Below are 24,529 nucleotides of genomic sequence, written 5' to 3' on the forward strand. Positions count from 1 at the left end.
GAAGCGGCGGACCGACCCACTTCACCATCCCTTCTGACCCCTGGAGCCACGACACCATGAACCGCCTTCCTTCCATGCCCCGCCGCCGCTTCGGCGGTCTTGCCGCGGCCGCCGCTGCCGTGCTGTCCATCGGCATGGCACCGGCCCGTGCGGCAGACGTCGACGTCTGGCCGTCGCGGCCGCTGACCCTGCTGGTGCCCTATGCGCCGGGCGGCAACGTGGACGTCATGGCGCGCTGGGTCGCGCCGGACCTGGCGCAGCGCCTGGGCCGGCCGGTGGTGATCGAGAACCTCGCCGGCGCGGGCGGTGTCATCGGCACGGAGAAGGCCGTGCGCGCGCGCCCGGACGGCTACACGCTGCTCATGTCGGTGGAAAGCGCCGTCGTCATCGCGAAGATGGTCACGCCCGCGACCGTGCGCTTCGATGGTCTGAAGGACCTGGTGCCGGTCACGCTTCTGGGCGCGCAGCCCCTTGCACTGGTGGGCAAGCCGGACCTGACGCCCGGCAACGCAGCCGAGTTGTACCGCGACATGAAGGCGCACCCGCGCCGCTACAGCTACGCCTCCTCCGGCGTGGGCACCTCACTGCACCTGGGCGGCGAGTGGCTCAAGCAGATGGGCGGCGTCGAGATGCTGCACGTGCCCTACCGCAGCGGCGGGCAGATTCTCAGCGATCTTGGCGGCAACCAGCTGGACCTGGCGGTGCTGCCGTTGTCCATGGTCATGCAGCAGGCTCGCGCGGGCAAGCTGCGCATCTTCGGCGTGATGGACAAGAAGCCCTCGCCCGTCATGCCCGAGGTGCCCGCGCTGGGCAGCGCCGAGCCGGCTTGGAAGGGCGTCGAAGTGACCGTGTGGCAGGGCATCTTCGTGCCCAGGGGCACTTCGCCGTCCATCGTCGCGAGATTGGACAAGGCGCTGCGCGAGGTGCTGACCCTGCCGTCGGTGCGCCGGAACTTCGAGGAAGGCGGCGTGGTTCCGCTGGGCCTGGGACCGGCGCAGTTCGGCAGTTTCCTGCAGGCCGAGCAGGCCAAGTTCGGCCAGATCGTCGCCACGGGCCAGATCAGGGCCGAATGACGATCCGTGCCGCCAGTCGCGCCTAGCTGGCGTCCTTGGCAGCAGGATGCGAGTGAACCGGAAGCGCGTTCAACGGAATCCGCAGGTAGGCAACGCCATTGTCGTCCGGGGGAGGGAGCCGCCCGGCCCGCACGTTCACTTGAATCGACGGGAGGATGAGCGTCGGGACATCCAGGGTGGCGTCGCGCGCGGTTCGCATCGCGACGAATTCGTCCTCGCTGATGCCGTCGCGCACATGAATGTTGCGAGCGCGCTGCTCTGCGACGCTGGTCTGCCATTGTGGCTGCCGCGATGCCGGCGGGTAGTCATGGCAGACGTACATCGTCGTGTCGCCAGGCAGGTCCAACAGACGCCGCATCGAGGCATAGAGCTGGCGCGCATCACCGCCGGGGAAATCCGCTCGCGCGCTTCCCAGGTCCGGCATGAAGAGGGTATCGCCGACGAAGACTGCCCCATCGACCAGATAGGCCATGTCCGCCGGGGTGTGCCCTGGGACCAGCAGCGCCGTCGCTTCCACTTCGCCGATCCTGAAGACCTCGCCATCCTTGAAGAGATGGTCGAACTGGCTGCCGTCCGGCAGGAAGCTGCGTTCCAGGTTGAAGAGCTTCTTGAACGTCGACTGCACGACGCGAATGTTTTCGCCGATGGCGATGCGGCCTCCGACCTGACCCTGAACGTAACGGGCCCCGGAAAGATGGTCCGCATGGGCGTGAGTTTCCAGAATCCAGTCGACCTTCAAGCCCTCGTCCCGAACATAGGCCAACAGGCGGTCGGCCGAGACAGTGCGCGTGTGCCCTGACTTGAAGTCGTAGTCCAGCACGGGGTCGATGACCGCGGCGCACTTGCTTGCATGGTCCCAGACAACATAAGAGACGGTCCACGTCGAGGGGTCGAAGAAGCCTTGGGTTGTGGTGCGGTTCGTCATGGTGCCCTCGTCGCTGTTAATCTGTTGACTAATATTATGTAAAAGAACATACTATGTCAATCGAAACAATACCCTCGCCATGAAGCGCTCCACTGTCATCGACCCCCAAGCCCTGCGCGGCGCCGCCGGCAGCGCCGTCGGCGCACTCAAGGTGCTCGCCAACGAAGACCGTCTGCTCCTGCTGTGCCAACTGTCACAGGGGGAAATGTGCGTGAGTGAGCTCGAAGAAGCGCTGGACATTCATCAGCCCACGCTCTCGCAACAGCTGGGTGTCTTGCGCAACGAGGGCGTGGTCAGCACGCGCCGGGAAGGCAAGAACATCTACTACAGCGTGGCCGATTCTTCGATGCTCGAGATCCTCGCGCTTCTCTACCGTCTCTATTGCCCCAAGGAAGAATGATGTCCATCGACTGGAACCATTTCACACCGGTCGCCTCTCTGGCGGGAGGCGTTCTGATCGGAATCGCGGCGGCCATGTTCGCTCTGCTCAACGGGCGCATCGCAGGCATCAGCGGCGTGCTCGGGGGACTGCTCAGACCCTCCGAGGGCGACGTGGCGTGGCGGATCGCGTTCGTTCTCGGACTCGTCGGCGCCCCGCTGGTCTATGTGCTCGTCGCCGCGCTGCCCAAACCTCAGATCGACGCGAGCTACGGCGCACTGGTTCTGGCCGGCCTGCTCGTGGGCATCGGCACCCGTTATGGCTCCGGCTGCACCAGCGGCCACGGTGTGTGCGGGCTGTCCCGACTATCGCCGCGCTCGCTCGTCGCCACGCTCGCCTTCATGGGCGCCGGCTTCGTCACGGTGTTCGTGACGCGCCACATTCTGGGAATCTGAGGAGTCCGCCATGATTGTTCTTGCTTCCCTGCTCGCCGGCCTCGTCTTCGGCCTGGGCCTGATCGTCTCCGGCATGGCCAATCCGGCCAAGGTGCTCGGCTTCCTGGATGTGACTGGGCATTGGGACCCATCGCTCGCATTCGTCATGGGAGGAGCCATCGCGGTCGGCGTGGTGGCTTTCGCGATCGCCGGCCGGCGCACCATCTCCCTGCTCGGCGCCGAGATGCGCCTGCCCACGGCGCGCCATATCGACCGCCGCCTGATCGCCGGAAGCCTGCTGTTCGGCATCGGCTGGGGCATCGCCGGCTTCTGCCCCGGGCCCGGCCTCGTTTCGCTCGGAATGGGTGAAATCAAGGCTGTGGTCTTCGTGGCCGCCATGCTGGTGGGCATCGGCGTGTTCGAGTTCTTGGAACGCCGCAAGCACGTGCCGATGCCGCGCGCTGGCTGAGGTCGAGCGATGACGAGCATGGCCGCCTGGCTCGCAGCGTTGGCCACCGTGGCCATCCTGGCTTCCTATGAACTTGCGCTTGCCGTCGGGCATCGGCGCCGGCCCGAACACCTGGCACGAACCGCGCATGCGGCGCTGCGCGAGGCATGGTTCGACGCGGTGTCGGCGCAGCGGGGCTCGGAAATCCTCGCGGTGCAGACGCTGCGCAATTCACTGATGTCGGCCACCATGAGCGCATCCACGGCCGTGTTGGGCCTGATGGGCACGGTCACCCTGGCCGCTCCCACGCTGCGCGCGAGCCTCGGCGATGCGCCCGGGATGCCGGGCTTCACCGCCCGTCTCGCACTGGAGCTCGCGCTCATGATGCTGCTGTTCGCTTCGCTCGCATCGTCAGTGATGGCGGTGCGCTACTTCAGCCACGCCGGGTTCATCGTCGCGATGCCGGTGGACTCCGAGGCACGCCGTCGATGGAGCGATGCCGGCAAGTTCTACGTTCGCCGCGCCGGGATCCTCTACAGCTGGGGCCTCAGGCACCTCGTTCTCGTCGCACCCATCCTGGCCTCGATGGTGCATCCGGCGGCCGGCCCCGTTGCGGCGCTCGGCGTCGTCGCGGTGCTGGTCGGCTTTGACCGCTTCCGGAACAACGAAGAACGCGACGCTGCGGCGCCCCGAGGGGGAAACCACGGCGGTTGAAGAGGCGACTCCCAGATCCGCCTCCAGTCGAATCAGTACGTGACGGGCGCCGTCGGACTCACAGGGTGAGGTTCGTCTCCGAAGCCGCGATCCCCGCAAGTCGACCACCCCCTATCGCATTCAGATAGTCGGTGTGACTTGCCGCTTGCACATATCGCCCTGTGTATGCCGCAAATCCCTCGGCACTCGCACAGGCCCTGACGTATTCCTTCAAGTGCGCCTCGTCGGCGCGATAGAGCGATGGCGAGGCCGTGGGGTGCGCACCGTAGGGCGCCTCCACGACGGCGTCGACCATCGATGATGGAAGCTTCGTGAGATGGTTGTTCCGGCGCACGGTCTGCGTGGAGACGATCCGGTCGACCGAAACGATGACGCGCCGGGATGCCTGCGCCAGCAAGGTGTCCAGGAACGGAGGCCCGACATGCTGGACATTTCCGTGTTCATCTGCCTGCTGCGCGTGGACGAGGCAGACGTCCGGCCTGATCGCCATCGATGCAAGCAGTTTGCGCTCGCCTGGTTCGGTGGGCAGCGTGCGGTATTGCGAAGGAGCGTACTTCGGTAGATCCGTGCCCAGATCGGGGATGGGCATGTAGGGCAGATCGCAGATCGCTGCCCGCAGACCGGCCATGATGCCGGGTCCGTCGATGTCGCTGACCTGCAAGGTCCCGTTCTCTGCCCGCCGACGAAAGTGGGGCGCCAGGCCATATTGTTCGAAGCTGATGAAAAGGCACGAGGTACTGCTCACGCAGCCGGCGCCGATCAGCAGATCAGGCGCGATGGAGCCGGGCGCCGGCATCAATCGCAGATCACGTGCGCCCTTGCGAATGAGGGCACGCACCAGCGCCATGGGCTGTGCGTTGAAGATCCAGCCACCGATGGCGACCATCGATCCATCTTGAACGTCCGCCACGGCTTCATCCAGAGAAATCAGCTTGCTCGATGTCATGTTCAAGCTCTCCAGTGTCAGGCGCGTTGGCTGCGCAGCTTGCCGCAGCGATCCACATGCGTGCGCAAGACCTGCAACTCCAGCGCAGAGGGCGTTGCGGTGGTCTGCGGCTGGTCCTCGACGAGGAGGTCGAAGCCCGTCGAATCGCGCACCTGTTCGAGCGTCACGCCGGGGTTGAGTGATGCGACCCGCATTTGCTTGGTGGTCGGATGAAAGTCGAACACGCCCAGCGGGGACACGACGAACTTGGGCCCGCCAGGCGGAAGCCCCATGGCTTCTCGCGAATCGTGGCCGTCCATGTGGCCGGGTCCGCACAGGAAATCGACGCGACGCACAAAGGCGCCCCGGTCATGTCGCGTGGCGAATGCGTAGAAGCGCTTCGATAGGCCGCACAGTGCGCTGATGCCGACCGTGCCCGGCCCCCGCAGCCTTGGCTTGCGGACATCTCCTACGGCGACTGTGTTGATGTTGCCGAAGCCATCGATCTGCAGCGCCGAGAGGATGGCGAAATCGAAGAAGTGGATCTTCCAGTCGATGAAGTCGATCATGTCCGGCAGGTCCATCCAGGCCTCTGCCGTCTCGATGTTTTCGTAGTCGGCGGTCGAGATCAGATCGGTGCGGGACGGGTTCACCATGCCGCCGGGCCCGGAGACCCACCACAGGCGAGGTGCTTGCATCCGCCGAGCCAGATTGCAGGCCGCCAACTGGATATCGGAATTGGTTCCGATGATCGCCTTCTCGCCGTCCGCGAGATCTCGCGCGAGCAGCACGGCGATCAGTTCCGATGTCGTGAATGAGTCGGCGTTCGTTTCTTCGGTCGTTGGCTTCATGATTGAGCAACATGGGTGGTCGCAGGTTTTTCGAAGGGTTCCGGAACGAGACGCCCTTCGGCGATCCACTCGCGGATCGCGTACTTCTGAATCTTTCCGGAGCTGGTCGTGGGATAGTGCTCGACGAAGAACCAAAGCACCGGCGTCTTGTAGGGCGCGAGATGCGCGCGGCAGTGGTGATGCAGGTCGAGGGTCGAAGGAGGGTCCCCGCGTTCGCATTGGATGACCGCGGCGACGATCTCGCCCCACCGGTCGTCCGGCGCACCCACGACGCAGGCCTGCTTGACGCCCGGGTGAGCAAGCAGCACGAGCTCGATCTCTCGCGGGTAGACGTTCTCGCCGCCTCGGATGATGCAGTCCTTCAAGCGGCCTTCGATGCGCAGGTAGCCCGCCGCATCCATGCTGGCGAGGTCCCCGGTGCGCAGCCATCCGTCCGGCCTGAGGGTCTCGCAGGTGGCCTCCGGCGAATCGAAGTAGCCCAGCATGGTTTGATAGCCGCGCACCCAGACTTCGCCAGGCTGGCCCAGCGGCCGCACGTTGCCTGTCGCCGGGTCGGCGATTTTCACTTCGGCTTGTGCAGCTGGGCGCCCGATGGAAAGACTTTGCCGCTCGGGCGTGTCGTCAGGGGAGGTCTGGCTCACGACGCCGTTGAGCTCGGTCTGGCCGAAGGTGATGCTGAAGCTGCAGCCGAGCTCCCTTCGTGCGCGCTCGACCAGTTCCGCCGGAACTGGCGATCCGCCACTCATGAGCGTCCGCAGGGTATCGAGGCGCCGCGCGGAGGCGTCGGGATGGTCGAGCAGGGCCAACACCATGGTCGGAACCGCATGCAAGTGGCCGACCTTCTCGCTCTCGATGATCTCCAGCATCGCGCCGGCGTCGAAGGACGGCTGAAGCACAAAGGTCCCGCGCGACGACATGGCCCCGAGCTGACTGCCGGCGCAGCCGCCTACGTGGAACAAGGGCATCGCCGTGGCCCACACGCCGCCATCGGGAAATCTCGCACGGCGCGCGGCAAAGCGCGCCGCATTGATGATGCCGCGATGGTGAAGGCAGGCACCCTTGGGCCGTCCCGTGGTTCCGGACGTGAACTGGATCTGCACCATGTCGTCCGGCCTGACCACCGGAAGCCGGACCTGCACGTGGCGCCCTTCATCCACGAAGCGTTCGAAGCGAGAGAAGGCTACGGCGTACCTCAAGCCCGGAAGGCCCGCTCGAAGCTCGCCCACCACCTCGGTCATGTCGGTGGTGCGATAGCGATCGGCATGAAATATCCCCGACGCACCGGAGGCCGCCAACACGTGCCGCACCTCTTCGCCCACGTAGGCGGGGTTGACCGTCACCAGAACAAGCCCTGCAAGGCTCGCACCGTGCTGGAGCAGGATCCATTCGGCGCAATTGGGCGCCCACACGGCGACTCGCTCGCCCGGCTGGTGCCGGCGCAGCAAGGCCATGGCAACCCCTTGCGCATCTTCAAGCAGTTGGCGATACGTCCATCGCCTGCGCCTGGCGGCGTCGGCCACAGCCTCGACGAATGCCGTGCGATCCGGCACCGCGTCCGCAAGCTCGCGCAACAGATCACCCAGGGTGGCGTCGAGCAGCGCCTCGGAGGTATCGGGGTGCCAGTGGGACTCGGTCAGCGTTGGATACGGGAGCGTGGGCATGTCGGGCAGTTCACTGGCGCGGAGATTCTTCGAGGTTCGCGGCCGCCTTCAGATAGAGCCGCTGCTGTTGCAACAGGTGGCGGCGCATTTCCGCGGCCGCGCCTTCGACGTCCCTGTCGCGCAGCAGTTTCAGCAGCCGCCTGCGGAAGGGCATGACGTAACTGGTGGGTGTGCGACTGATGCGCGCCACGAACTGCTGGGTGGTCGCGATGACGCCGTCCGTGATCGCAATGAGCAGGTTGTTGCCAGTCATGCGCGCGAGAATCCTGTGGAACTCGAGATTCAACTCCGTTCGCAACGCCAGGTCGCCGGACTTCACTGCCGCGTCGGCGGCCTCCACGTTCTGCTCCAGGCCATCGATCTCCTCGTCTGTCCCGCGCTGACAGGCCAGTCTCACCACTTCGACGCCGACCAGAACCCGAACCTCGGTCAGGTCTTGCGGCCGGATCGCCCCCAGAGAGAAAAGGTCCGACATCAGCGTCGGGACGGCGCCAGCGCCACCGCCCTGGATGAAGGCCCCACCCGTCGCGCCCTTGCGGATCACGAGAAGACCTTGCTCTTCAAGCGACCGGAGCGCCTGGCGCACGGAATTCCGGCTCACGGCGAACTGCTCGGCAAGGTCGCGCTCCGGAGGAAGCCTGTCATCGGCGCGAAGTCGCTGGTCGTGGATGAGACCTCGGATCTGCTGAATGATTTCTGTCGCGGGGCGGGGCCCTGTCACAGGACGGAACATGGCCCCGGACAGTGCCGTCGTGCTCGATGCGGAGTTGAGTCTTTGCATGAAGGGAGCTTGACGCATGTTGAATGGGTGACCCATAATAACCCGAATGGATGACCCATTCAATAGCCAACCCACCATGACACCAGACGCTCCGCTCCGCGGCATCCGCGTGGTCGATTCCTCGAGCTACATGACAGGCCCTCTGTCCGCCACCATGCTGGCCGACCTGGGTGCAACCGTCATCAAGGTGGAGCCCCCGGGAGGCGACGGCTTTCGCGGCTTCGGCCACAAGGTCGAGGGCCTCAGCGCGCTGTGGGCGAACATCAATCGCGGAAAGCGAAGCATCGTCCTGGACCTCAAGGCCTCCGGCGACCTCCAGACTATGAAGGCCTTGCTCGCCGGAGCCGACGTGTTCGTCGAGAACTGGCGCCCGCACGTCGCAGGATCACTCGGGCTCGGGCAGGACGCATTGCAGAACCTGAATCCTCGACTGGTGCACTTGTCGATCACCGGGTTCGGCGACAGTGGCCCGCTCGCGCGCGTACCGGCCTATGACTCCTTGATCCAGGGGCACACGGGCATGGTGCATCTGCTTGGCGCCGGGGGAGCGCCGGACGTGGCGCCCTATTGGGTGGTCGACAAGGTTGTCGCAACGCTGGGTTGCCAGTCCGTCCTGGCGGCCCTTTACGCCCGGGAGCGCAGCGGCAAGGGAAGCCACGTCTCGCTGCCGATGCTCGACGCCATGTCGTACTTCAACTTTCCGGACATGTTCCAGCATCGCACGTTCGTCAAGGACGAGACCCCTTGGCGGCCCGCCTTCAATCCCGTGGTGCGGACCTCCGATGGCCACGTGGTCGTGGCCCCCGTCAACGGTGGGCAGATCTCCCGCGCGCTCAAGGCGCTGGAAAGACCGGACATCAAGGCAGAGATGCTGGCGATCAAGGATCACGGCGAAATGGTCGCCTGCCTCTACGCTCACCTCAACGAGGTGATGTCCGGCAAGCCGACGGCGCACTGGCTCGCGCTGTTCGAGTCTTCCGACGTGCCCATCGCGCCCGTGCGCACGCTCGACGAGCACCTTGCCGACGCGCAGGTGATCAACAACCGCATCTATCGCGAAGTCGAGTCTCCTGCCGGTCCGATGCGCGTGCCTCGCTACCCCGCCAGCTTCGACAGGCGGCAACTCGATCCGGCGGGGGCGCCTCCGCTGGTGGATGCGGATGCGGCTCGCATCCGGGCCGAATTGCAGATGCAAGACGACCAGAAGGAAGAAACCCATGAGCAATGACCAAGCGCAGGCGACCGAAACGGTGCTGTACGAGAAGATCGACGGCAAGGCCTACATCCGGTTCAACCGACCGGAGAAGCGCAATGCGCTGACTTACGCGGCCTTCGATCGATTGATGGAATGCATCGCCGATGCGGAGCGCGACGATGATGTCCGGGTGATCGTGATCGCGGGATCAGGTGGCCACTTCAGCGCCGGCCACGACCTCGCGGAGATCGGGAGCGAGTATGGCTTCGACCCGTCCGGCAAGGGAAGGCGGCCCAGCCAGCGCGCGCGGCTCGACTTCGACCGTCGCCACCTCAATCAGTTTCGCGACCTCTTCTACTGCAGCAAACCGACGATGGCCCTGGTGCGTGGTTATTGCGTGGGGGCAGGACTGCACATCGTGGAAGCGTGCGATCTCGCGATCGCGAGCGACGCAGCCCGGATCGGTCATCCCGAGCAGAAGGCGGGACTGGGCGGTGCCGCCTACATGACGGCGTGGAACATCCTTGCGGCCGGCCCCAAGAAGGCACGGGAGCTTCTGCTCCTGGCGGAGATGCTGACGCCCGAAGGGGCGGTGCAGATGGGACTGGTCAACAAGGTCGTGCCGGATGCCGAACTCGAGATGGCCGGCGAAGAGTGGGCGGACCGGATCGCCAAGCTGCCTCGCGATGCCATTGCCTTCGGAAAGGCGGCCACCCATCTTGCGCTCGACTCGCTCGGGATGACGACCCAGTTTGCCCATGGCTACGTGGTGCACGCCCTCAGCACGAACATCCGGTACGAGGAGGACGAATACAACTTCATGAAGAAGCGGCGCGACGAAGGCGTGCGCAGCGCATCGCACGGCCGCGAGGAGCGCTACAGCGCCGAAGGAGGCGCACAGCCATGAGTGCGATGCAAGCCGATCTTCGAGGCCTGTCCGTCGCGGTGACCGGGGGCACCAAGGGCATCGGCCGGGCTGCTGTGACGACCCTGTCGGCGAACGGCGCGCACGTCGTGTTCCAGGGGACCGACGAGACGGCAGGGCAAGAGATCGAGGCACTCTGCGCGCAGGGGCCGGGCAAGGCGGTCTTCGTCCGGGGCGACCTTCTACGATTCGAGGATGCGTGCGAGCTCGTGTCGGCCGGTCGGGCGCGTTGCGGGCGACTCGATGTCTACGTCAGCAGCGGAGGCCCGCGCGACCCCCGGCCCGTGCTTTTCCGTGAGATGACAGGGCCCGAGGACAGCATCGCGCTGTTGCAAAGCCGCCTCTTGCCGCGCCTCAATGCCTTGCATGCGGCGGTACCGGTCATGAGGGAGCAGGGCGGCGGCAAGATCATCCTGCTCACGACCGATGCTGCACGCACACCCACGCCCAGCGAATCCATGGTGGGTGCGGCAGGCGCCGCGGTCATTGCGCTGACGCGCTCGCTGGCGAAGGAACTCGTGCGTGACGGCATCCGCATCAACGCCATCGCGACCACCATCACTTCAGGCACCCCGCCGTACGACGCGTATCTGGCAGCCAAGGCCGAACGGCGCGCAGACACGCTCGTCAAGGCGTTCTCCAAGGCCCACGAGCAAGTGGGATTGCGCATCAACACCGCGCAGGATCTGGCTGACTACATCCTTTTCCTGGCCAGTCCGGCCTCGGACCAGATCACGGGCTCGACCATGAGCATCAATGGCGGACTATCGTTTCCGAGCTACTGAACATGTCCGCTTCTTCGCACACGCCCGTCCTGCAAGGGCTTCGGGTCATCGACTTCTCCGCGATGATCGCAGGACCCTACTGCACCCGCTGGCTCGCCGACCTGGGCGCAGAGGTGATCAAGATCGAGCCACCCGACGGCGACCACATGCGGCAGCGACCTCCGCTGCGCGGCGGACACAGCGCGTACTTCGGGCATCTGAATGGCGGCAAGCGCTGCATCGCCCTGAACCTGAAGCAGCCCCAAGCGATCGAAGTCGCCCGCTCGTTGGCCGCAGAGGCGGACGTCGTGGTGGAAGCATTCCGTCCCGGCGTGATGGCCCGCCTGGGGCTCGGCGCTGATGAGCTGCGGGCGCGGAACGCCCGGCTCATCTACTGCTCGATTTCCGGATTCGGCCAGAACACCGAGCTGTCCGAGCGTCCTGCCTACGCACCGATCGTGCATGCTGCAAGCGGTCTCGACTATGCGCTGGGCGAGGACGCGGAAGGACGGCCCGTCGGTTCGGAGGTGCCCATGGCCGACGTCCTCACGGCCATGTTCGCGACCATATCGATCCAGACGGCCCTGCTGCAGCGCGAACGCACCGGGTCGGGGACGACCATCGACGTGAATCTCATGGACAGCGTCGTGAACGCGATGCCCTACGAGCTGCAGGCCGCGCAGGCTGGCATTTCGCAGCCGCGGCCGCGCTACAGGCCGCTGCGGACACAAGACGGGTATGTGCTGGTCACGCCCATCAATTCGCGCAACTTCGTCAAGCTCTGCGCGGCGCTGGGCCATCCCGAATGGGCGGAAGACCCCTTGCTGTCGAGCGATGGCGCACGCTTTCGCAATTGGTCCGAATACATGCGCCGGATCGAATCGTGGACGCGCGAGCGCACGGCAGCGGAATGCGAAGCGCTGCTGTCATCGCACGGCGTCCCCTGCTCGCGCTACGCGCGCATCGGCGACGCGATGCAGGAAGCGCAGTTCGCGCAGCGCAAGTCCTTCGCTCCCGTCGCCGATGGCCCCTACGAGTACATGACCACGTGCCTTCCCTTCGACCTGGACGGCTCACGTCCACGCCCGGGCCCCAGGGTCTCCCCGCTGGGCGGCGATACGGCGCAAGTGATGCGTGAATGGCTGGGACTGACGGAAAAGGAGATCGATTCCCTCGTCCAGGCAAAGGCCGCCTTTCTTTGATTCGATAGCCCAGGAGACACCCATGAAATTTCGCATGCTCACCGCAGCAGCGGCACTGTGCGCCACGTTCCTTTCGCAAGTGAGTCACGCGCAGGACTATCCGGAAGGTGCGGTGCGCCTCGTCGTCCCCACCACGCCGGGGTCGACGCCCGACATTCTCGCCCGCGCGATCGCGCCCAAGCTCTCGCAGCGCATCGGCCGTCCTGTCGTCGTCGACAACCGGGTGGGCGCCTCGGGCAACATCGGCACCGAAGCCGTGGTGCGTGCTGCGCCGAATGGCAGCACCTTGCTCATCGCCGCCAGCAGCCTGGCCACCGGCGCGCCATTGCAGAAGGCGCCTTTCGACGCGACGACAGACCTTGCCCCTGTGACCCTGCTGGCCTGGAACAAGCTGGTCTTCGTGACCCAACCGAGCACGGGCATCAAGACCATCGAAGATCTCGTCGCCGCCGCTCGCAAGGCGCCCGGCAAGCTGACCTACGGGTCGCCAGGCACCGGTACGCCCAACCATCTGACGGCGGAGCTCTTCAAGGTGAAGACGCAGACCTTCATCATGCACATCCCATACCGGGGTTCCGCACAGCAACTGACCGACGTTCTCGGTGGCCAGATCAACCTGGCACCCATCACGGCGAGCGTGGCCGCGCCGCACGCCCGATCCGGAAAGCTGGTGGCGCTCGCGATCGCGGGCGACAAGCGTTCGGCGCTTCTGCCCGACGTTCCGTCGATGAAGGAGGCTGGCGTGCCCGGGGTCGACGGCAACATCTGGTACGGGTTGTTTGCGCCGAAGGGCACGCCGGGCGCGCTGATCAGCCGGCTGAGCGGAGCGGTCCACGCGATCCTCCAGGAAGAGGAGAAAACGCTCACGGCGCAAGGCCTGGAAGTGGAAGTTTCCACACCACAAGAGCTCCAGGATCGGTTGGCGCGCGATACCGCGCGCTGGGCCGCCCTCGTGAAGCAACAGGACATCAAAGCAGACTGAACCCGCCTTCGACGGCCGCCGAGGAGCATCCATATGAAATTCACTGAAGAACAGATCGCCTTTCGAGACAGCGTGAGGCGAGTCGTCGAGAAGCACGTCGCTCCCATCGCCGCGGAGATCGATGACACCGATCGATTTCCTCGCGAGCTCGTGGACCTGTTTGGCGAACTGGGCCTCGTGCAGCTCCTGGTGCCGGAACAGTACGGTGGTCCGAACGGTGACCTCACGATGATGTGCATCGCACGCGAGGAGATCTCCCGCGTCTCGCCAGCCTGTGCCACCCTGGCTGGCCTGAACACGATGCTCGCGATGCCGCTGCTGCATTTCGGCACCGAGGAACAGCGCCAGCGCATCCTGCCCGTGCTCGCCAGCAAGGGGATCGTGACCGCGACGGCGATCTCCGAGCCGCAGGCCGGCTCCGACGTGAGCGCGATCACCACGCGCGCGGTACGGCAGGGCGACCACTACGTGCTCAATGGGCGCAAGCAATGGTGCAGCTACGGCTGCGAGGCCGACTACATCATGCTCTACGCGCGCACCAGCGACGAGCCCGGATCGGCAGGCATCAGTGCCTTCCTGGTCGAGCCGAAGCGCATGGACGGCGTGAGTTTCGGCCGCCACGAGCGAAAGATGGGTTTTCGCGGCGCACCGAATACGCCCATCTTCCTGGACAACGTGCGGGTGCCGATGGAGAACCTGGTCGGCGAGGAGGGCAAGGGTTTCCGTGCCTCGATGCGCGCGCTGGACATGAACCGGCCGACGATCGGGGCCCAGTGCGTCGGCCTGGCTCAGGGCGCGCTCGATGCGTCCGTGGCATATGCCCGCGAGAGGCGCCAGTTCAGCCGCAGCATCGCCGACTTCCAGGGCATCCAGTTCATGCTGGCGGACATGGCGATGCAGGTCGAGGCGGCGCGCGGGCTGGTCTATCAATGCGCGGAGGCCGCGGATTGCGGCGACTGGAAGCGTCTGAACTATGCCGCCAGTCTGGCCAAGTGCTTTGCCAGCGACATGGCGATGAAGGTCACGACCGATGCGGTGCAGGTATTCGGCGGTTACGGCTACACCCGAGACTACCCGGTGGAGCGTTGGATGCGAGACGCAAAGCTGACGCAGATCTTCGAAGGCACCAATCAGATCCAGCGGCTGGTGATCGCCCGGGATCTCTTATGCGCCTAGACGAATTGGCACCCGCTGTCCGCATGGCACCGGCGCATCCATGCGCTGCTCGTGCTGAAAGGCCACGACCGTTGCTGCGCCAGCTTACTCGGCCGTCGACGAAAGCGGCGCGATCTGCGCGATCTGCACCGCGCCTTCGCCGAGCAGGAAGTCCTTGAAGGCCTGCGCCACCGGCGGCAGGCGCTTGGTGCGAAGGTGCACCACGTACCAGTTCAGCATCATCGGAAAGCCTTCGACGTCGAGCGCGCACAGGGTGCCGGCCTGCAGTTCCTGGCGAATCGTGTAGGCCGAGAGAAAGCTCACGCCCATGCCCGCGATCACCGCCTGCTTGATGGTCTCGGTGCTGCGGATCTCCATCGCGACGCGCAGGCCGTGCAGGTCCCCGCCCAGGGCTTCCTCCATCGAGTGCCAGGTGTCGGAGCCCTTCTCGCGCACGACGAAGGGCTCGCGCATCAGCCGGGCCCGCGGGATCTTGTGCGCGCCGGCCAGCGGATGGCCCGGGGCCGCGACGATCACGTACGGGTGCGGCGCGAAGGCCTGGTGCACGGTGTCCATGCCCACCGGTGGCCGCACCATGATCGCGAGGTCCGTGAGGTTCTCGGCGATGTGCGTCAGCAGGCCGGCGCGGTTGTGCACCGTGAAGTTGAGCGTCACGCCGCGATGGCGGCCGGCGAACTCCACCAGCAGGCGCGGAAAGAAGTAGTCGCCCGCGCTGATGACGCCCACGTCGAGCCGGCCCCCCGCGACGCCGCGGAACTGCGTCATCGCGTGCTCGGCCGCCTCGAACTGCTGGATGATGGCGCGGCTGATGGCCAGCAGCTCGGTGCCGGCGGGGGTGAGGTAGATCTTCTTGCCGAACTGTTCGAAGAGCACGTTGCCGGCGTGCTCCTCCAGCTTGCGGATCTGCGTCGAGACGGCCGGCTGCGTGAGATGAAGCTCTTCCGCCGCGCGCGAAAAGCTCAGCAGGCGGGCGACCGCCTCGAAGACTTTGAGCTGGCGCAGGGTCGCGTTCTTCATGCGGCAACTGTAAGGGCGCCGGCCTGGGCACTGGAGGCGCTGGCGCGGGACGCACCGCGGCGCCTCAGGCCATCTCGTGCAGGCGCACCCGCCCGCGCTGGTCCTCCATCGTTCGCGCCAGCAGCTTGACCAGCGAGTACACGGTGTCGATGTGCGGCGTCGGCGTGTCGGTGAGCCGCGCCAGCTCGACCACCGCGCCCACCAGCGCGTCGATCTCCGGCGCGCGGCCGGCCTCCACGTCCTGCAGCATCGAGGTCTTGTGCTTGCCCACTTTCTCGGCACCGGCGATGCGCTTGTCCAGCGTCACGCGGAACTCGATGCCCAGCTTGTGCGCGACCGCCTGCGCCTCGCGCATCATCGCGGCGGCGAGCTCGCGCGAGGGCGGGTACTGGCAGATGTCGACCAACGTGGAATGCGACAGGCTGCTGATGGGGTTGAAGCTGAGGTTGCCCCACAGCTTGAGCCAGATCTCGGCGCGGATGTTGTCGAGCACAGGCGCCTTGAAGCCCGCGTTGACGAAGCAACCGGCCACCCGGTTCACGCGCTCGCTCGAAGAGCCATCGAGCTCGCCGACGGGAAAGCGATCACCCTCGATGTGCTTGACCACGCCCGGTGCGATCAGCTCGGAGGCCGGGTACACCACGCAGCCGATGACGCGCTCGGCCGGAATGCGGGCCGCGACGATGCCCTGCGGGTCGACGCTCCGGACGACCGTGCCTTCCAGCGGCCCGCCATGCTGGTGGAAGTACCAGTAGGGAATGCCGTTCTGCATGGTGACCACCACGGTCTTCGGCCCGAGGAGCTTCGGCACCTCGCCCGCCACGGCTTCGACCTGGTGCGCCTTCATGGCGAGGATGACCATGTCCTGCGGGCCCGCCTGCTCGTAGCGGTCGGTGGCCTTCACGTGGCGCGCGACCTGTTCGCTGCCGTCGTGCGAGATGAGCCGGATGCCGTTCGTCGCGATGGCATCGAGGTTGGCTCCTCGAACGATGAAGCTCACGTCCTCGCCCGCGAGCGCGAGCTTCGCTCCCACCAGGCCGCCGATGGCGCCTGCGCCGATCACTGCAATCTTCATGTCGATCCTCGAAGTGTTGGAATCTTTCTAGGCCTGGCCGAAGCGGTTGCTCAGCCTGCCGATGCCGCCGATCTCCACCTCGACCAGGCTGCCGGGCTTCATCGAACCCACGCCGACCGAGGTGCCGCACAGGATCACGTCGCCGGGGTGCAGCGTCATGTCGGCGGAGATCAGGCTGACCAGCTGCTGCACGGAAAAGCGCATGTCGCTGATGGGGTAGTGCTGGCGGACCGCGCCGTCGAGCAGCGTGGTGACGGTGAGCGCCGACGGATCGAGCCCGGTGGCGACCACCGGGCCCATCGGGCAGAAGGTGTCGAAGCCCTTGGCGCGTGCCCACTGGGCGAAGGAGGCGTCGCGGTTGAGGATGTCGGCCACCGTGACGTCGTTGGCGCAGGTGTAGCCGAACACGTGCTCCAGCGCCAGCGATTCGGCCACTGCGGTGCAGGTCTTGCCGATCACGATGCCGAGTTCGCCTTCGAACACCACCTTGCCCTCGCAGCACGGTGGGCGGATGGGCGCGCCGGGCGCGAGGAAGGAGTTGGGCGCCTTCAGCAGGTACAGCGGCTCCGCCGGCACCGGCAGCCTGAGCTTCTCGCCCAGCGCATGGAAGTTGTTCCACAGCGCGATGACCTTGGTCGGCTGCGTGGGCGTGAGAAGGCGCAGCTCCTCCAGCGAGAACGCGTGGCCGGTGGGTTCGGGGTGGGCGAACATGTCGCCGCGGTGCTCGCGCACGCGCCTGCCCTCGAGCGTGCCGAAGCCGGTCTTGCCGGCGCGCTCGAAGCGGATCCATCGTTGGGGCTGCTGCATAGATGGTCTGTCTCAGTCGAATGGGAGGTAGTCGGGGACGACCAGCGAGGCGAGCAGCGCTCCGATGTCCTCCGGGTTGCGCGTGACGTGCAGGCCGCAGGCCTGCATCGCGGTCAGCTTGCGCTCCGCGGTGGCACGGGAAGCGGCGTCCGCCATGTCCGCCGTGCCCGTCGCGATGAAGCCGACGACCGGCTTGCGCATGTGTTCGCGGATCCAGTGCGCGGCGCGCTCTTCCACGTCGCCGGCCAGCTCGCCCACCATGATCACGGCGTCGGTGTGGGCGTCCGCGTTGAACAGCTGGAGGACGTCGGCATGCGAGAGTCCGACGGCCGGGTCGCTGCCCACGCCGACCACCGTCGACTGCCCGATGCCGAAGCTCGCGAGCTGCCGGGCGGCCTCGCTGGCCAGCACCGGGGAGCTGGACACCACGCCGATGCGCCCGCGCTGGTGAACGTAGTCGGGCAGGATGCCGATCTTGATTTCCTCCGGCGTGATCAGCCCCGGACAGTTCGGGCCGAGCAGCAGCGTCCGGCTGCCCTGCAGGCACCGGCGGATGCGCTCCCGGTCCGCCGGGGCGATGCCCGAGGTGATGCAAACCACCAGTTCGAGCCCGGCATGCACCGCCTCCTCGATCGCATCGGCCACGTGGGCCGCCGGCACATAGACCACGGACACCGTCGCGCCCGTTCGGGCCTGGGCCTCCCGTACGCTGGCAAAGACCGGCAGACCGTCGCAGGTCTGGCCGCCCTTCTTCGGGTTGACGCCGGCGACGAAGCACTTCGCGCCGTGGCCGTAGCTGCGGCACAGCGCGGTGTGGAAGCGGCCCATCTTTCCGGTCATGCCCTGGGTCATGACGCGGGTGTGTCTGTCGATCAGGATGGCCATGAGGATCGCCCCGGGCTGGTCGTGGTCAGGCGCCCAGTTCGGCGCCGCGCGCCTGCGCCCAGTCGAAATAGCCCGAAGCGGCGCAGGCGCCGGAGCGCTGGATGTGCTGCGCCTTCTTGCCTTCGATCAGGCCGGCCAGGAATTCCACGTCGTAGGCCGCCAGCAAATGCGGCTGCCAGGTGCGGACGTAATGGCAGATGCGCTCCGCGGCGTCCTGGCTCAGGCCCAGCAGTTCCTCGTAGAGAGGGCGGTCCCAGTGCCAGCGCAGGCCCAATTCGTAGAAGGCGGCGTTATAGGCATTGCGCTCGACTTCATCGCTGCGGTATTGGATCGGCAAATCATTGATCACGCTCTTCTCCTTAAAAAAGATGCCGTCGGCAAGCGAATTGATTTGCTCGGCATGACCAAAATATAGAGAGGCTGATCAATAAATAATAATGAAACTATTTGATTGAAAGCATTCGCGATGAGTTATGAATTGAGCGCGTGATGGGGCGTGGCCCGGGCCCTCGCGGCCCCTCCCCCGGATCAGATCACCTTCTCGTCCCGCAGCATCGCCAGGTCGTCCGTGCCGTACCCCAACTGGCGCAACACCTCTTCCGTGTGCTCCCCCAGCAGCGGCGCGCGGGTCACCTCGGTCGGGCTGTCGGACATCTTGATGGGGTTGCCCACCGTCAGGTACTTGCCCCGGGTCGGGTGGTCCACCTCGACGATGGTGCCGCTCTGGCGCAGCGACTCGTCCGCGGCGATCTCCTTCATCGAGAGGATCGGCCCGCAGGGGATGTCGTACCGGTTGAGGATCTCCATGGCCTCGAACTTGTCCTTGGTCATGGTCCACTGCTCGATGCGCGCGAAGATGGGCTTGAGGTGCAACAGCCGCGCGGCCGGCGTGGCGTAGGCCTCGTCGTCGATCCAGCCCTCCTCGCCAATCACCTTGCACACCGCCGGCCACACCGCCGCCTGCGTGATGAAGTAGATGTAGGCGTTGGGGTCCGTCTCCCAGCCCTTGCAGCGCAGGATGGAGCCCGGCTGGCCGCCGCCGGAGGCGTTGCCGGCGCGCGGCACCGCGTCGCCGAACTTGCCGTCGGGGTACTGCGGGTACTCGTGCAGGGTGCCGGTGCGCTCCAGCCGCTGCTGGTCGCGCATCTTCACGCGGCAGAGGTTGAGCACGGCGTCCTGCATCGGCGCCAGCACCCGCTGGCCGCGCCCGCTGTGCGTGCGCTGGTAGAGCGCGGCGACGATGCCCAGCGCCAGGTGCAGCCCGGTGCCGCTGTCGCCGATCTGCGCGCCGGTCACCACCGGCGGGCCATCCTCGAAGCCGGTGGTCGAGGCCGCGCCACCCGCGCACTGCGCCACGTTCTCGTAGACCTTGCAGTCGGCGTACTTGCCCGGGCCGAAGCCCTTGACCGAGGCCACGATCATGCGCGGGTTCAGGTCCTGGATGTGGCTCCAGGTGATGCCCATGCGCTCCATCGCGCCGGGCGCGAAGTTCTCGACGAGCACGTCGCAGCTCTTGATCAGCGTGTCCAGCACCTGCTTGCCCTTGGGCTTCTTGGTGTCGAGGGTGATGGAGCGCTTGTTGTGGTTCAGCATCGTGAAGTAGAGGCTGTCCACGCCGGGGATGTCGCGCAACTGGCCGCGGGTGGCATCGCCCTCGCCGGCGCGCTCGACCTTGATCACGTCGGCGCCGAACCAGGCCAGCAGCTGGGTGCAGGTGGGGCCGGACTGCACGTGGGTGAAGTCCAGGATACGAACACCTTCGAGGGCCTTGCTCATCACGTGTCTCCTTGGGATTTGGCATTGGCGTCGGCCTTCGCCTCGGCTTGCGCCAGCCGGGCGCGCAGCTTGCGATCTTCGGCGAAGCGGGTCGTCTCGTCGCGCACGATGGCGACGATGCCCGTCACCTTGCGATCGGCCGACTGCAGCAGCGACACCGTGAAGGCGATCGAGAGCTGGTGCCCGTCCTTGTGCAGGGCGGGCACGCGCAGCAGGTCGGCGCCGTACTTGGTGACGCCGGTCGCCATGGTGGTGCGGTAGCCGTCCCAGTGCCGGCCGCGCTGGCGCTCGGGGATGATCAGGTCCAGCGAGCGGCCGAGCGCCTCGGCCTCGGTGAAGCCGAAGATGCGCTGGGCGGCCCGGTTCCAGAACACGATCGCGCCTTCGGCGTCGCAGACCATGATCGCGTCGCCCGCGCCCTCCACGAGTTGCTTGAAATCCACGTTCGATGACACCTTGACTCCCTTCGATGCCTGGGGCCTGTCCATGTGATCGGACGGCCCGCGAAAGCTCAGATGACCTTGCCCTCGCGCAGGTTGACGATCTGCTCCCGGCTGTAGCCTAGCTCTTCCAGCACTTCTTCGGTGTGCTCGCCCAGGAGCGGCGAGGCGGTCACCTCGGGCTTGAGGTCCGAGAACTTGATGGGGCTGCCGATGGTCCAGTAGGAGCCGCGCTCCTTGTGCGGCACTTCGACGATGGAGCCGCTCTTGCGCAGCGACTCGTCGCGCAGCAGTTCCTTCATCGACAGCACGGGCGCGCAGGGGATGTCGTACTTGCGGAAAATGTCGACCGCCTCGAACTTGGTCTTGTCCTTGATGAAGTCCTCGATGGTCGCGAAGATCTGCTCGATGTGCGGCTGGCGGGCCTTGGCGGTCATGTAGTCGGGGTCGGTCTTCCACTCGGGCTTGCCCAGCGCGTCGCAGATCGGGTCCCACGCGTGGCCCTGCACCGTGAAGTAGATGTAGGCGTTGGGGTCGGTCTCCCAGCCCTTGCACTTGAGGATCCAGCCCGGCTGGCCGCCGCCGCCGGCATTGCCGCCGCGCGGCGTCACCTTGTCCTTGAACGCCTCCATCTCGTGCGGGTACTGGGGGTACTCCTCCAGGTAGCCCACGTTTTCCAGGCGCTGCTGGTCGCGCATCTTCACGCGGCACAGGTTGAGCACGGCGTCCTGCATCGAGCAGGCCACCTTCTGGCCCTTGCCGGTCTTCTCGCGGCCGATGATGGCGGTCAGGATGCCGATGGCCAGGTGCATGCCGGTGTTGGAGTCGCCCAGCGCGGCCGCCGAGATGGTGGGCTGCGAGTTCTCGCCCTTCCACCAGCCGGTGGTCGAGGCCGCGCCGCCGGCGCACTGCGCGACGTTCTCGTAGACCTTCAGATCCTCGTAGTGGTGGCCTTCGCTGAAGCCCTTGACCGAGGCGTGGATCAGCTTGGGGTTGAGCTCCTGGATGCGCTCCCAGGTGAAGCCCATGCGGTCGAGTGCGCCGGGGCCGAAGTTCTCCACCAGCACGTCGGATTCGCGCACCAGTTGCTCCAGCACCGCCTTGCCTTCCGGCTTCTTGGTGTCCAGCGTGATCGAACGCTTGTTGCTGTTGAGCATGGTGAAGTAGAGCGCATCCACGTTCGGGATGTCGCGCAGCTGGCTGCGGGTGACGTCGCCCGCACCGGGGCGCTCGACCTTGATCACGTCGGCGCCGAACCAGGCCAGCAGCTGCGTGCAGGCAGGACCGGCCTGAACGTGGGTGAAGTCGATGATCTTGATGCCGTCGAGTGGCTTCTTGCTGCTCATGTGTTTGCTCCTAGATGTTTGCCGGGGTTACTTCTTTTTCGCGGTGCTCGGATTGAGACTGGTGATGCGGCCGCTTTCCGTGCCGGCGGTCTCGTCGATCACGGCGTTGATCAGGGTCGGGCGGCCGGAGGCGATGGCGTCGGCCAGGCCCTTGGCGAGTTCGTCCGCGGTGGTGGCGTGCACGCCGACGCCGCCGAAGGCTTCCATCAGCTTGTCGTAGCGCGCGTTCTTCACGAAGACGGTGGGCGCCACGTCCGCGCCGCCGCCCGCGTTCACGTCGGTGCCGCGGTAGACGCCGTTGTTGTTGAACACCACCACGCAGATCGGCAGGTTGTAGCGGCAGATGGTCTCCACCTCCATGCCGCTGAAGCCGAAGGCGCTGTCGCCCTCGATGGCGATGACCGGCTTGCCGGTGACCACGGCTGCGGCGACGGAGAAGCCCATGCCGATGCCCATGATTCCCCAGGTACCCACGTCGAGGCGCTTGCGCGGCTCGTACATGTCGACGATGCTGCGCGCGAAGTCCAGGGTGTTGGCGCCCTCGTTGACGACGATCGCATCGGGCCGCGCCTTGACCTGGTCGCGGATCACGCTGAGCGCGCTCTGGAAGCTCATCGGCGAGGGCCGGGCGGCCAGCGTGGCGGCCATCTTCGACAGGTTCTTGTCCTTGCGCTCGGCGATGGCGCCGGTCCACTCGGCCGGCGGCTGCGGCCAGTTGGCGTCGATGCCGGCCAGCAGCGCCGCCACGCAGGAGCCGATGTCGCCGATGACCGGCGCGGCGATGGCGACGTTGCTGTCGATCTCGGTCGGCGCGATGTCGATCTGGATGAACTGCTTGGGCCCCTTGTCCTGCGCCCAGGTCTTGCCCTTGCCGTGCGAGAGCAGCCAGTTGAGGCGCGCGCCGACCAGCATCACGACATCCGCCTCCTGCAGCACATAGGAGCGCGCGGCCGAGGCGGACTGCACATGCGTGTCGGGCAGGAGGCCCTTGGCCATGGACATCGGCAGGTAGGGGATGCCGGTCTTCTCGACCAGCGCGCGGATGTCGGCGTCGGCCCGGGCGTAGGAGGCGCCCTTGCCCAGCAGGATCAGTGGCTTCTTCGCGCCCTTGAGCAGGTCCAGCGCGCGCTCAACCGCCTCCGGCGCGGGGATCTGGCGCGGCGCCGGGTCGACCACCTTGATCAGCGACTGCTTTCCGGCCGCGGCATCCATGGTCTGCGCGAACAGCTTGGCCGGCAGGTCCAGGTACACGCCGCCGGGGCGGCCGGACAGGGCCGAGCGGATCGCCCGCGCGATGCCCACGCCGATGTCCTGTGCATGCAGCACGCGGTAGGCCGCCTTGCACAGCGGCTTGGCGATGGCGAGCTGGTCCATCTCCTCGTAGTCGCCCTGCTGCAGGTCGACGATCTCGCGCTCGCTGGAGCCGCTGATCAGGATCATCGGGAAGCAGTTCGTGGTCGCGTTGGCCAGCGCCGTCAGGCCGTTGAGGAAGCCGGGGGCCGACACCGTCAGGCAGATTCCCGGCTTCTGCGTCAGGTAGCCGGCCGCGGCGGCGGCGTTGCCGGCGTGCTGCTCGTGCCGGAAGGAAATGACGCGCAGGCCCTCGGCCTGAGCCATGCGCGTGAGGTCGGTGATCGGGATGCCTGGCAGCGCGAAGATGGTGTCGATGTCGTTCAGCTTCAGCGCATCGAGCACCAGGTGGAAGCCGTCGGTGAGGCGGGGCTGTTCGGCGGCATCGTCGAGCGGCACGCTGTGGAGGCTGCGCGCGGGCGGCTCGGCGCCCGCTGCGTCTGCCTGCCTGGCTGTGATGACTGAGGACATGTCTCTCCTTTTGCTTCGTGTGAAATGGCTGGAGGCCGTGCCCGGACTATGATTTGGACCCCGGCTGCCGGCCGTTGACCTGGGTCAACTTTTCGGAAAACGACACCCTGCGAAGACCCTGTGTGCCGCTGTCGCCGCGTTCGCGAGGAAGAGAGCCACTCCAGAACCCATGACCACGTTGGAACACCATCCGGAGAAGAACATCATTCGCGCGCAGCTGCGGCAGAACGTGCTGCTCAAGGACCTGGGCGAGGCGGACCGCGCCGAGCTGGAAACGCACCTGGCGATCGTGGACGGCAACAAGGGCGACTTCCTGCTGCACCAGGGCGTGCGCGAGATGGAGCAGTACTTCATCCTCGACGGCATCCTGAAGCGGGTGGTGAGCAACCCGGAGGGCAAGGAGATGATCCTGCGCTTCGCCAACGAGTTCGACATGGAGACCAGCTACGCGGCCTTGCGCCTGGGGACGCCGACACCCTACGGCATCGTCTGCGTGACCAAGGCGCGGGTGGCGAGTCTGCCGCTGAAGGACTGGATCTCGTTTCTCAACCGGCGGCCGGTGGCGAAGGAGCTGTTCGAGTTCTGCGTGATGCGGGGGATGAGCGAGATCATGGCGCATACGATCACGCTGCATCTGCTGGATGCGCCGGGGCGGGTGCATCGGTTCATGCGCAAGCACCCGGAGCTGGTGGATCGGATACCCAGCAAGGAGTTGGCTTCTTATCTCAACTTGTCGGCAGAGACGCTTAGTCGGTTGAAGAAGCGCGGGAAGATCTGACTCTCTTCTTTTGGTCTTTGGTCTTTGGTCTTGGTTTTGCGTTGTTGTGTGGGTGGCGCAGGAGCCGGGAATTCGCCCCGGCGGGCGAGTTACTTTCTTTGTCTCGCCAAAGAAAGTAACCAAAGAAAGGCGACCCCACTGCGCGTGTC

The 24,529-nt window shown here is 66.1% G+C and carries 26 protein-coding genes; 12 read left to right on the plus strand and 14 right to left on the minus strand.

Going from position 1 to position 24,529, the window contains the following annotated elements:
• The first annotated feature begins 56 nt into the window (after window positions 1-56).
• Window positions 57-1,073 carry a Bug family tripartite tricarboxylate transporter substrate binding protein gene (locus ABEA07_RS27935; RefSeq protein ID WP_345542008.1) on the plus strand — a complete coding sequence of 339 codons (1,017 nt, stop codon included), beginning with the start codon at window positions 57-59 and terminating at the stop codon, window positions 1,071-1,073.
• Between the two features lie 22 nt (window positions 1,074-1,095).
• On the opposite strand, the gene ABEA07_RS27940 is transcribed toward ABEA07_RS27935, so the two are convergent.
• Complete coding sequence (locus ABEA07_RS27940) at window positions 1,096-1,998, minus strand: MBL fold metallo-hydrolase (RefSeq protein WP_345542009.1); 903 nt, start codon at window positions 1,996-1,998, stop codon at window positions 1,096-1,098.
• A 79-nt stretch (window positions 1,999-2,077) separates the two neighbouring features.
• Here ABEA07_RS27940 and ABEA07_RS27945 point away from each other — a divergent pair, with 79 nt between their 5' ends.
• Genes ABEA07_RS27945 through ABEA07_RS27960 form a run of 4 tightly spaced genes read left to right on the plus strand, consistent with a single transcriptional unit; the run spans window position 2,078 to window position 3,973 of the window.
• Complete coding sequence (locus ABEA07_RS27945; protein WP_345542010.1) at window positions 2,078-2,398, plus strand: metalloregulator ArsR/SmtB family transcription factor; 321 nt, start codon at window positions 2,078-2,080, stop codon at window positions 2,396-2,398.
• Entirely contained in the window at window positions 2,398-2,832 is a 435-nt protein-coding gene (locus tag ABEA07_RS27950) for a YeeE/YedE family protein (protein ID WP_345542221.1), read from the plus strand. Before ABEA07_RS27945 ends, ABEA07_RS27950 begins: the two co-directional genes overlap by 1 nt.
• 10 nt (window positions 2,833-2,842) lie before the next feature.
• Window positions 2,843-3,280, plus strand: coding sequence for a DUF6691 family protein (locus ABEA07_RS27955; RefSeq protein ID WP_345542011.1), 438 nt, complete (start codon window positions 2,843-2,845; stop codon window positions 3,278-3,280).
• Window positions 3,281-3,298: 18 nt separating this feature from the next.
• Window positions 3,299-3,973 carry a DUF599 domain-containing protein gene (locus ABEA07_RS27960; protein WP_345542012.1) on the plus strand — a complete coding sequence of 225 codons (675 nt, stop codon included), beginning with the start codon at window positions 3,299-3,301 and terminating at the stop codon, window positions 3,971-3,973.
• Window positions 3,974-4,031: 58 nt separating this feature from the next.
• On the opposite strand, the gene ABEA07_RS27965 is transcribed toward ABEA07_RS27960, so the two are convergent.
• The 4 genes from ABEA07_RS27965 to ABEA07_RS27980 are packed head-to-tail and all read right to left on the minus strand — an operon-like array spanning window position 4,032 to window position 8,191.
• Window positions 4,032-4,919 (minus strand): CoA transferase subunit A, encoded by an 888-nt coding sequence (locus ABEA07_RS27965; RefSeq protein ID WP_345542013.1) that lies wholly within the window; start codon window positions 4,917-4,919, stop codon window positions 4,032-4,034.
• A gap of 17 nt (window positions 4,920-4,936) precedes the next feature.
• Window positions 4,937-5,749, minus strand: coding sequence for a CoA-transferase subunit beta (locus ABEA07_RS27970; protein WP_345542014.1), 813 nt, complete (start codon window positions 5,747-5,749; stop codon window positions 4,937-4,939).
• Window positions 5,746-7,410: an AMP-binding protein gene (locus tag ABEA07_RS27975; RefSeq protein WP_345542015.1), complete on the minus strand. Its 1,665-nt coding sequence runs from the start codon at window positions 7,408-7,410 to the stop codon at window positions 5,746-5,748. Before ABEA07_RS27975 ends, ABEA07_RS27970 begins: the two co-directional genes overlap by 4 nt.
• A 10-nt stretch (window positions 7,411-7,420) precedes the next feature.
• Window positions 7,421-8,191, minus strand: coding sequence for a FadR/GntR family transcriptional regulator (locus tag ABEA07_RS27980; RefSeq protein ID WP_345542016.1), 771 nt, complete (start codon window positions 8,189-8,191; stop codon window positions 7,421-7,423).
• A gap of 76 nt (window positions 8,192-8,267) precedes the next feature.
• Between ABEA07_RS27980 and ABEA07_RS27985 the strand changes: the two genes are divergently transcribed.
• Genes ABEA07_RS27985 through ABEA07_RS28010 form a run of 6 tightly spaced genes read left to right on the plus strand, consistent with a single transcriptional unit; the run spans window position 8,268 to window position 14,435 of the window.
• Complete coding sequence (locus ABEA07_RS27985) at window positions 8,268-9,419, plus strand: CaiB/BaiF CoA transferase family protein (protein WP_345542017.1); 1,152 nt, start codon at window positions 8,268-8,270, stop codon at window positions 9,417-9,419.
• Window positions 9,409-10,293 (plus strand): enoyl-CoA hydratase/isomerase family protein, encoded by an 885-nt coding sequence (locus tag ABEA07_RS27990; RefSeq protein ID WP_345542018.1) that lies wholly within the window; start codon window positions 9,409-9,411, stop codon window positions 10,291-10,293. The genes ABEA07_RS27985 and ABEA07_RS27990 overlap by 11 nt, the downstream gene beginning before the upstream one ends.
• Entirely contained in the window at window positions 10,290-11,096 is an 807-nt protein-coding gene (locus ABEA07_RS27995; protein ID WP_345542020.1) for an SDR family NAD(P)-dependent oxidoreductase, read from the plus strand. The genes ABEA07_RS27990 and ABEA07_RS27995 overlap by 4 nt, the downstream gene beginning before the upstream one ends.
• Window positions 11,097-11,098: 2 nt before the next feature.
• Window positions 11,099-12,277 carry a CaiB/BaiF CoA transferase family protein gene (locus tag ABEA07_RS28000; protein ID WP_345542022.1) on the plus strand — a complete coding sequence of 393 codons (1,179 nt, stop codon included), beginning with the start codon at window positions 11,099-11,101 and terminating at the stop codon, window positions 12,275-12,277.
• Window positions 12,278-12,299: 22 nt separating this feature from the next.
• Window positions 12,300-13,259, plus strand: coding sequence for a tripartite tricarboxylate transporter substrate binding protein (locus tag ABEA07_RS28005; protein WP_345542024.1), 960 nt, complete (start codon window positions 12,300-12,302; stop codon window positions 13,257-13,259).
• Window positions 13,260-13,292: 33 nt separating this feature from the next.
• A complete protein-coding gene (locus ABEA07_RS28010; protein WP_345542025.1) occupies window positions 13,293-14,435 on the plus strand; it encodes an acyl-CoA dehydrogenase family protein in 1,143 nt (380 codons plus the stop codon).
• A gap of 84 nt (window positions 14,436-14,519) precedes the next feature.
• Here ABEA07_RS28010 and ABEA07_RS28015 read toward each other — a convergent pair whose 3' ends face one another.
• From ABEA07_RS28015 to oxc, 9 genes are all read right to left on the minus strand, one after another.
• A complete protein-coding gene (locus ABEA07_RS28015) occupies window positions 14,520-15,452 on the minus strand; it encodes a LysR family transcriptional regulator (RefSeq protein ID WP_345542027.1) in 933 nt (310 codons plus the stop codon).
• Between the two features lie 64 nt (window positions 15,453-15,516).
• Window positions 15,517-16,527 (minus strand): 2-dehydropantoate 2-reductase, encoded by a 1,011-nt coding sequence (locus ABEA07_RS28020; protein WP_345542029.1) that lies wholly within the window; start codon window positions 16,525-16,527, stop codon window positions 15,517-15,519.
• A gap of 27 nt (window positions 16,528-16,554) precedes the next feature.
• The gene (locus ABEA07_RS28025) at window positions 16,555-17,334 is read right to left on the minus strand and encodes a fumarylacetoacetate hydrolase family protein (protein ID WP_345542030.1); all 780 of its coding nucleotides are present in this window, start codon (window positions 17,332-17,334) and stop codon (window positions 16,555-16,557) included.
• A gap of 12 nt (window positions 17,335-17,346) precedes the next feature.
• Window positions 17,347-18,219: a CoA-binding protein gene (locus ABEA07_RS28030; protein WP_345542031.1), complete on the minus strand. Its 873-nt coding sequence runs from the start codon at window positions 18,217-18,219 to the stop codon at window positions 17,347-17,349.
• Window positions 18,220-18,244: 25 nt separating this feature from the next.
• Window positions 18,245-18,568, minus strand: a complete 324-nt coding sequence (locus ABEA07_RS28035) for an HAD family hydrolase (protein WP_345542032.1) — start codon at window positions 18,566-18,568, stop codon at window positions 18,245-18,247.
• Window positions 18,569-18,747: 179 nt separating this feature from the next.
• Window positions 18,748-19,995: a formyl-CoA transferase gene (gene frc / locus ABEA07_RS28040; RefSeq protein ID WP_345542033.1), complete on the minus strand. Its 1,248-nt coding sequence runs from the start codon at window positions 19,993-19,995 to the stop codon at window positions 18,748-18,750.
• Entirely contained in the window at window positions 19,995-20,450 is a 456-nt protein-coding gene (locus tag ABEA07_RS28045) for a PAS domain-containing protein (protein ID WP_345542034.1), read from the minus strand. Before ABEA07_RS28045 ends, frc (ABEA07_RS28040) begins: the two co-directional genes overlap by 1 nt.
• A gap of 56 nt (window positions 20,451-20,506) precedes the next feature.
• The gene (frc, locus tag ABEA07_RS28050; RefSeq protein WP_345542035.1) at window positions 20,507-21,781 is read right to left on the minus strand and encodes a formyl-CoA transferase; all 1,275 of its coding nucleotides are present in this window, start codon (window positions 21,779-21,781) and stop codon (window positions 20,507-20,509) included.
• Window positions 21,782-21,808: 27 nt separating this feature from the next.
• On the minus strand, window positions 21,809-23,602 hold the full coding sequence (gene oxc, locus ABEA07_RS28055; RefSeq protein ID WP_345542036.1) for an oxalyl-CoA decarboxylase: 1,794 nt from the start codon (window positions 23,600-23,602) through the stop codon (window positions 21,809-21,811).
• A gap of 169 nt (window positions 23,603-23,771) precedes the next feature.
• Here oxc and ABEA07_RS28060 point away from each other — a divergent pair, with 169 nt between their 5' ends.
• Window positions 23,772-24,380: a Crp/Fnr family transcriptional regulator gene (locus ABEA07_RS28060; protein ID WP_345542037.1), complete on the plus strand. Its 609-nt coding sequence runs from the start codon at window positions 23,772-23,774 to the stop codon at window positions 24,378-24,380.
• Window positions 24,381-24,529: the final 149 nt, after the last annotated feature.

This window comes from Variovorax defluvii, assembly GCF_039541515.1.
GTDB classification, from domain to species: Bacteria; Pseudomonadota; Gammaproteobacteria; order Burkholderiales; family Burkholderiaceae_C; genus Variovorax; species Variovorax defluvii.

Coding starts and splice junctions, on each gene's coding strand:
- ABEA07_RS27935 (WP_345542008.1), top strand. CDS start 57: ATGAACCGCCTTCCTTCCATGCCCCGCCGCCGCTTCGGCGGTCTTGCC.
- ABEA07_RS27940 (WP_345542009.1), bottom strand. CDS start 1,998: ATGACGAACCGCACCACAACCCAAGGCTTCTTCGACCCCTCGACGTGG.
- ABEA07_RS27945 (WP_345542010.1), top strand. CDS start 2,078: ATGAAGCGCTCCACTGTCATCGACCCCCAAGCCCTGCGCGGCGCCGCC.
- ABEA07_RS27950 (WP_345542221.1), top strand. CDS start 2,398: ATGTCCATCGACTGGAACCATTTCACACCGGTCGCCTCTCTGGCGGGA.
- ABEA07_RS27955 (WP_345542011.1), top strand. CDS start 2,843: ATGATTGTTCTTGCTTCCCTGCTCGCCGGCCTCGTCTTCGGCCTGGGC.
- ABEA07_RS27960 (WP_345542012.1), top strand. CDS start 3,299: ATGGCCGCCTGGCTCGCAGCGTTGGCCACCGTGGCCATCCTGGCTTCC.
- ABEA07_RS27965 (WP_345542013.1), bottom strand. CDS start 4,919: ATGACATCGAGCAAGCTGATTTCTCTGGATGAAGCCGTGGCGGACGTT.
- ABEA07_RS27970 (WP_345542014.1), bottom strand. CDS start 5,749: ATGAAGCCAACGACCGAAGAAACGAACGCCGACTCATTCACGACATCG.
- ABEA07_RS27975 (WP_345542015.1), bottom strand. CDS start 7,410: ATGCCCACGCTCCCGTATCCAACGCTGACCGAGTCCCACTGGCACCCC.
- ABEA07_RS27980 (WP_345542016.1), bottom strand. CDS start 8,191: ATGCAAAGACTCAACTCCGCATCGAGCACGACGGCACTGTCCGGGGCC.
- ABEA07_RS27985 (WP_345542017.1), top strand. CDS start 8,268: ATGACACCAGACGCTCCGCTCCGCGGCATCCGCGTGGTCGATTCCTCG.
- ABEA07_RS27990 (WP_345542018.1), top strand. CDS start 9,409: ATGAGCAATGACCAAGCGCAGGCGACCGAAACGGTGCTGTACGAGAAG.
- ABEA07_RS27995 (WP_345542020.1), top strand. CDS start 10,290: ATGAGTGCGATGCAAGCCGATCTTCGAGGCCTGTCCGTCGCGGTGACC.
- ABEA07_RS28000 (WP_345542022.1), top strand. CDS start 11,099: ATGTCCGCTTCTTCGCACACGCCCGTCCTGCAAGGGCTTCGGGTCATC.
- ABEA07_RS28005 (WP_345542024.1), top strand. CDS start 12,300: ATGAAATTTCGCATGCTCACCGCAGCAGCGGCACTGTGCGCCACGTTC.
- ABEA07_RS28010 (WP_345542025.1), top strand. CDS start 13,293: ATGAAATTCACTGAAGAACAGATCGCCTTTCGAGACAGCGTGAGGCGA.
- ABEA07_RS28015 (WP_345542027.1), bottom strand. CDS start 15,452: ATGAAGAACGCGACCCTGCGCCAGCTCAAAGTCTTCGAGGCGGTCGCC.
- ABEA07_RS28020 (WP_345542029.1), bottom strand. CDS start 16,527: ATGAAGATTGCAGTGATCGGCGCAGGCGCCATCGGCGGCCTGGTGGGA.
- ABEA07_RS28025 (WP_345542030.1), bottom strand. CDS start 17,334: ATGCAGCAGCCCCAACGATGGATCCGCTTCGAGCGCGCCGGCAAGACC.
- ABEA07_RS28030 (WP_345542031.1), bottom strand. CDS start 18,219: ATGGCCATCCTGATCGACAGACACACCCGCGTCATGACCCAGGGCATG.
- frc (WP_345542033.1), bottom strand. CDS start 19,995: ATGAGCAAGGCCCTCGAAGGTGTTCGTATCCTGGACTTCACCCACGTG.
- frc (WP_345542035.1), bottom strand. CDS start 21,781: ATGAGCAGCAAGAAGCCACTCGACGGCATCAAGATCATCGACTTCACC.
- oxc (WP_345542036.1), bottom strand. CDS start 23,602: ATGTCCTCAGTCATCACAGCCAGGCAGGCAGACGCAGCGGGCGCCGAG.
- ABEA07_RS28060 (WP_345542037.1), top strand. CDS start 23,772: ATGACCACGTTGGAACACCATCCGGAGAAGAACATCATTCGCGCGCAG.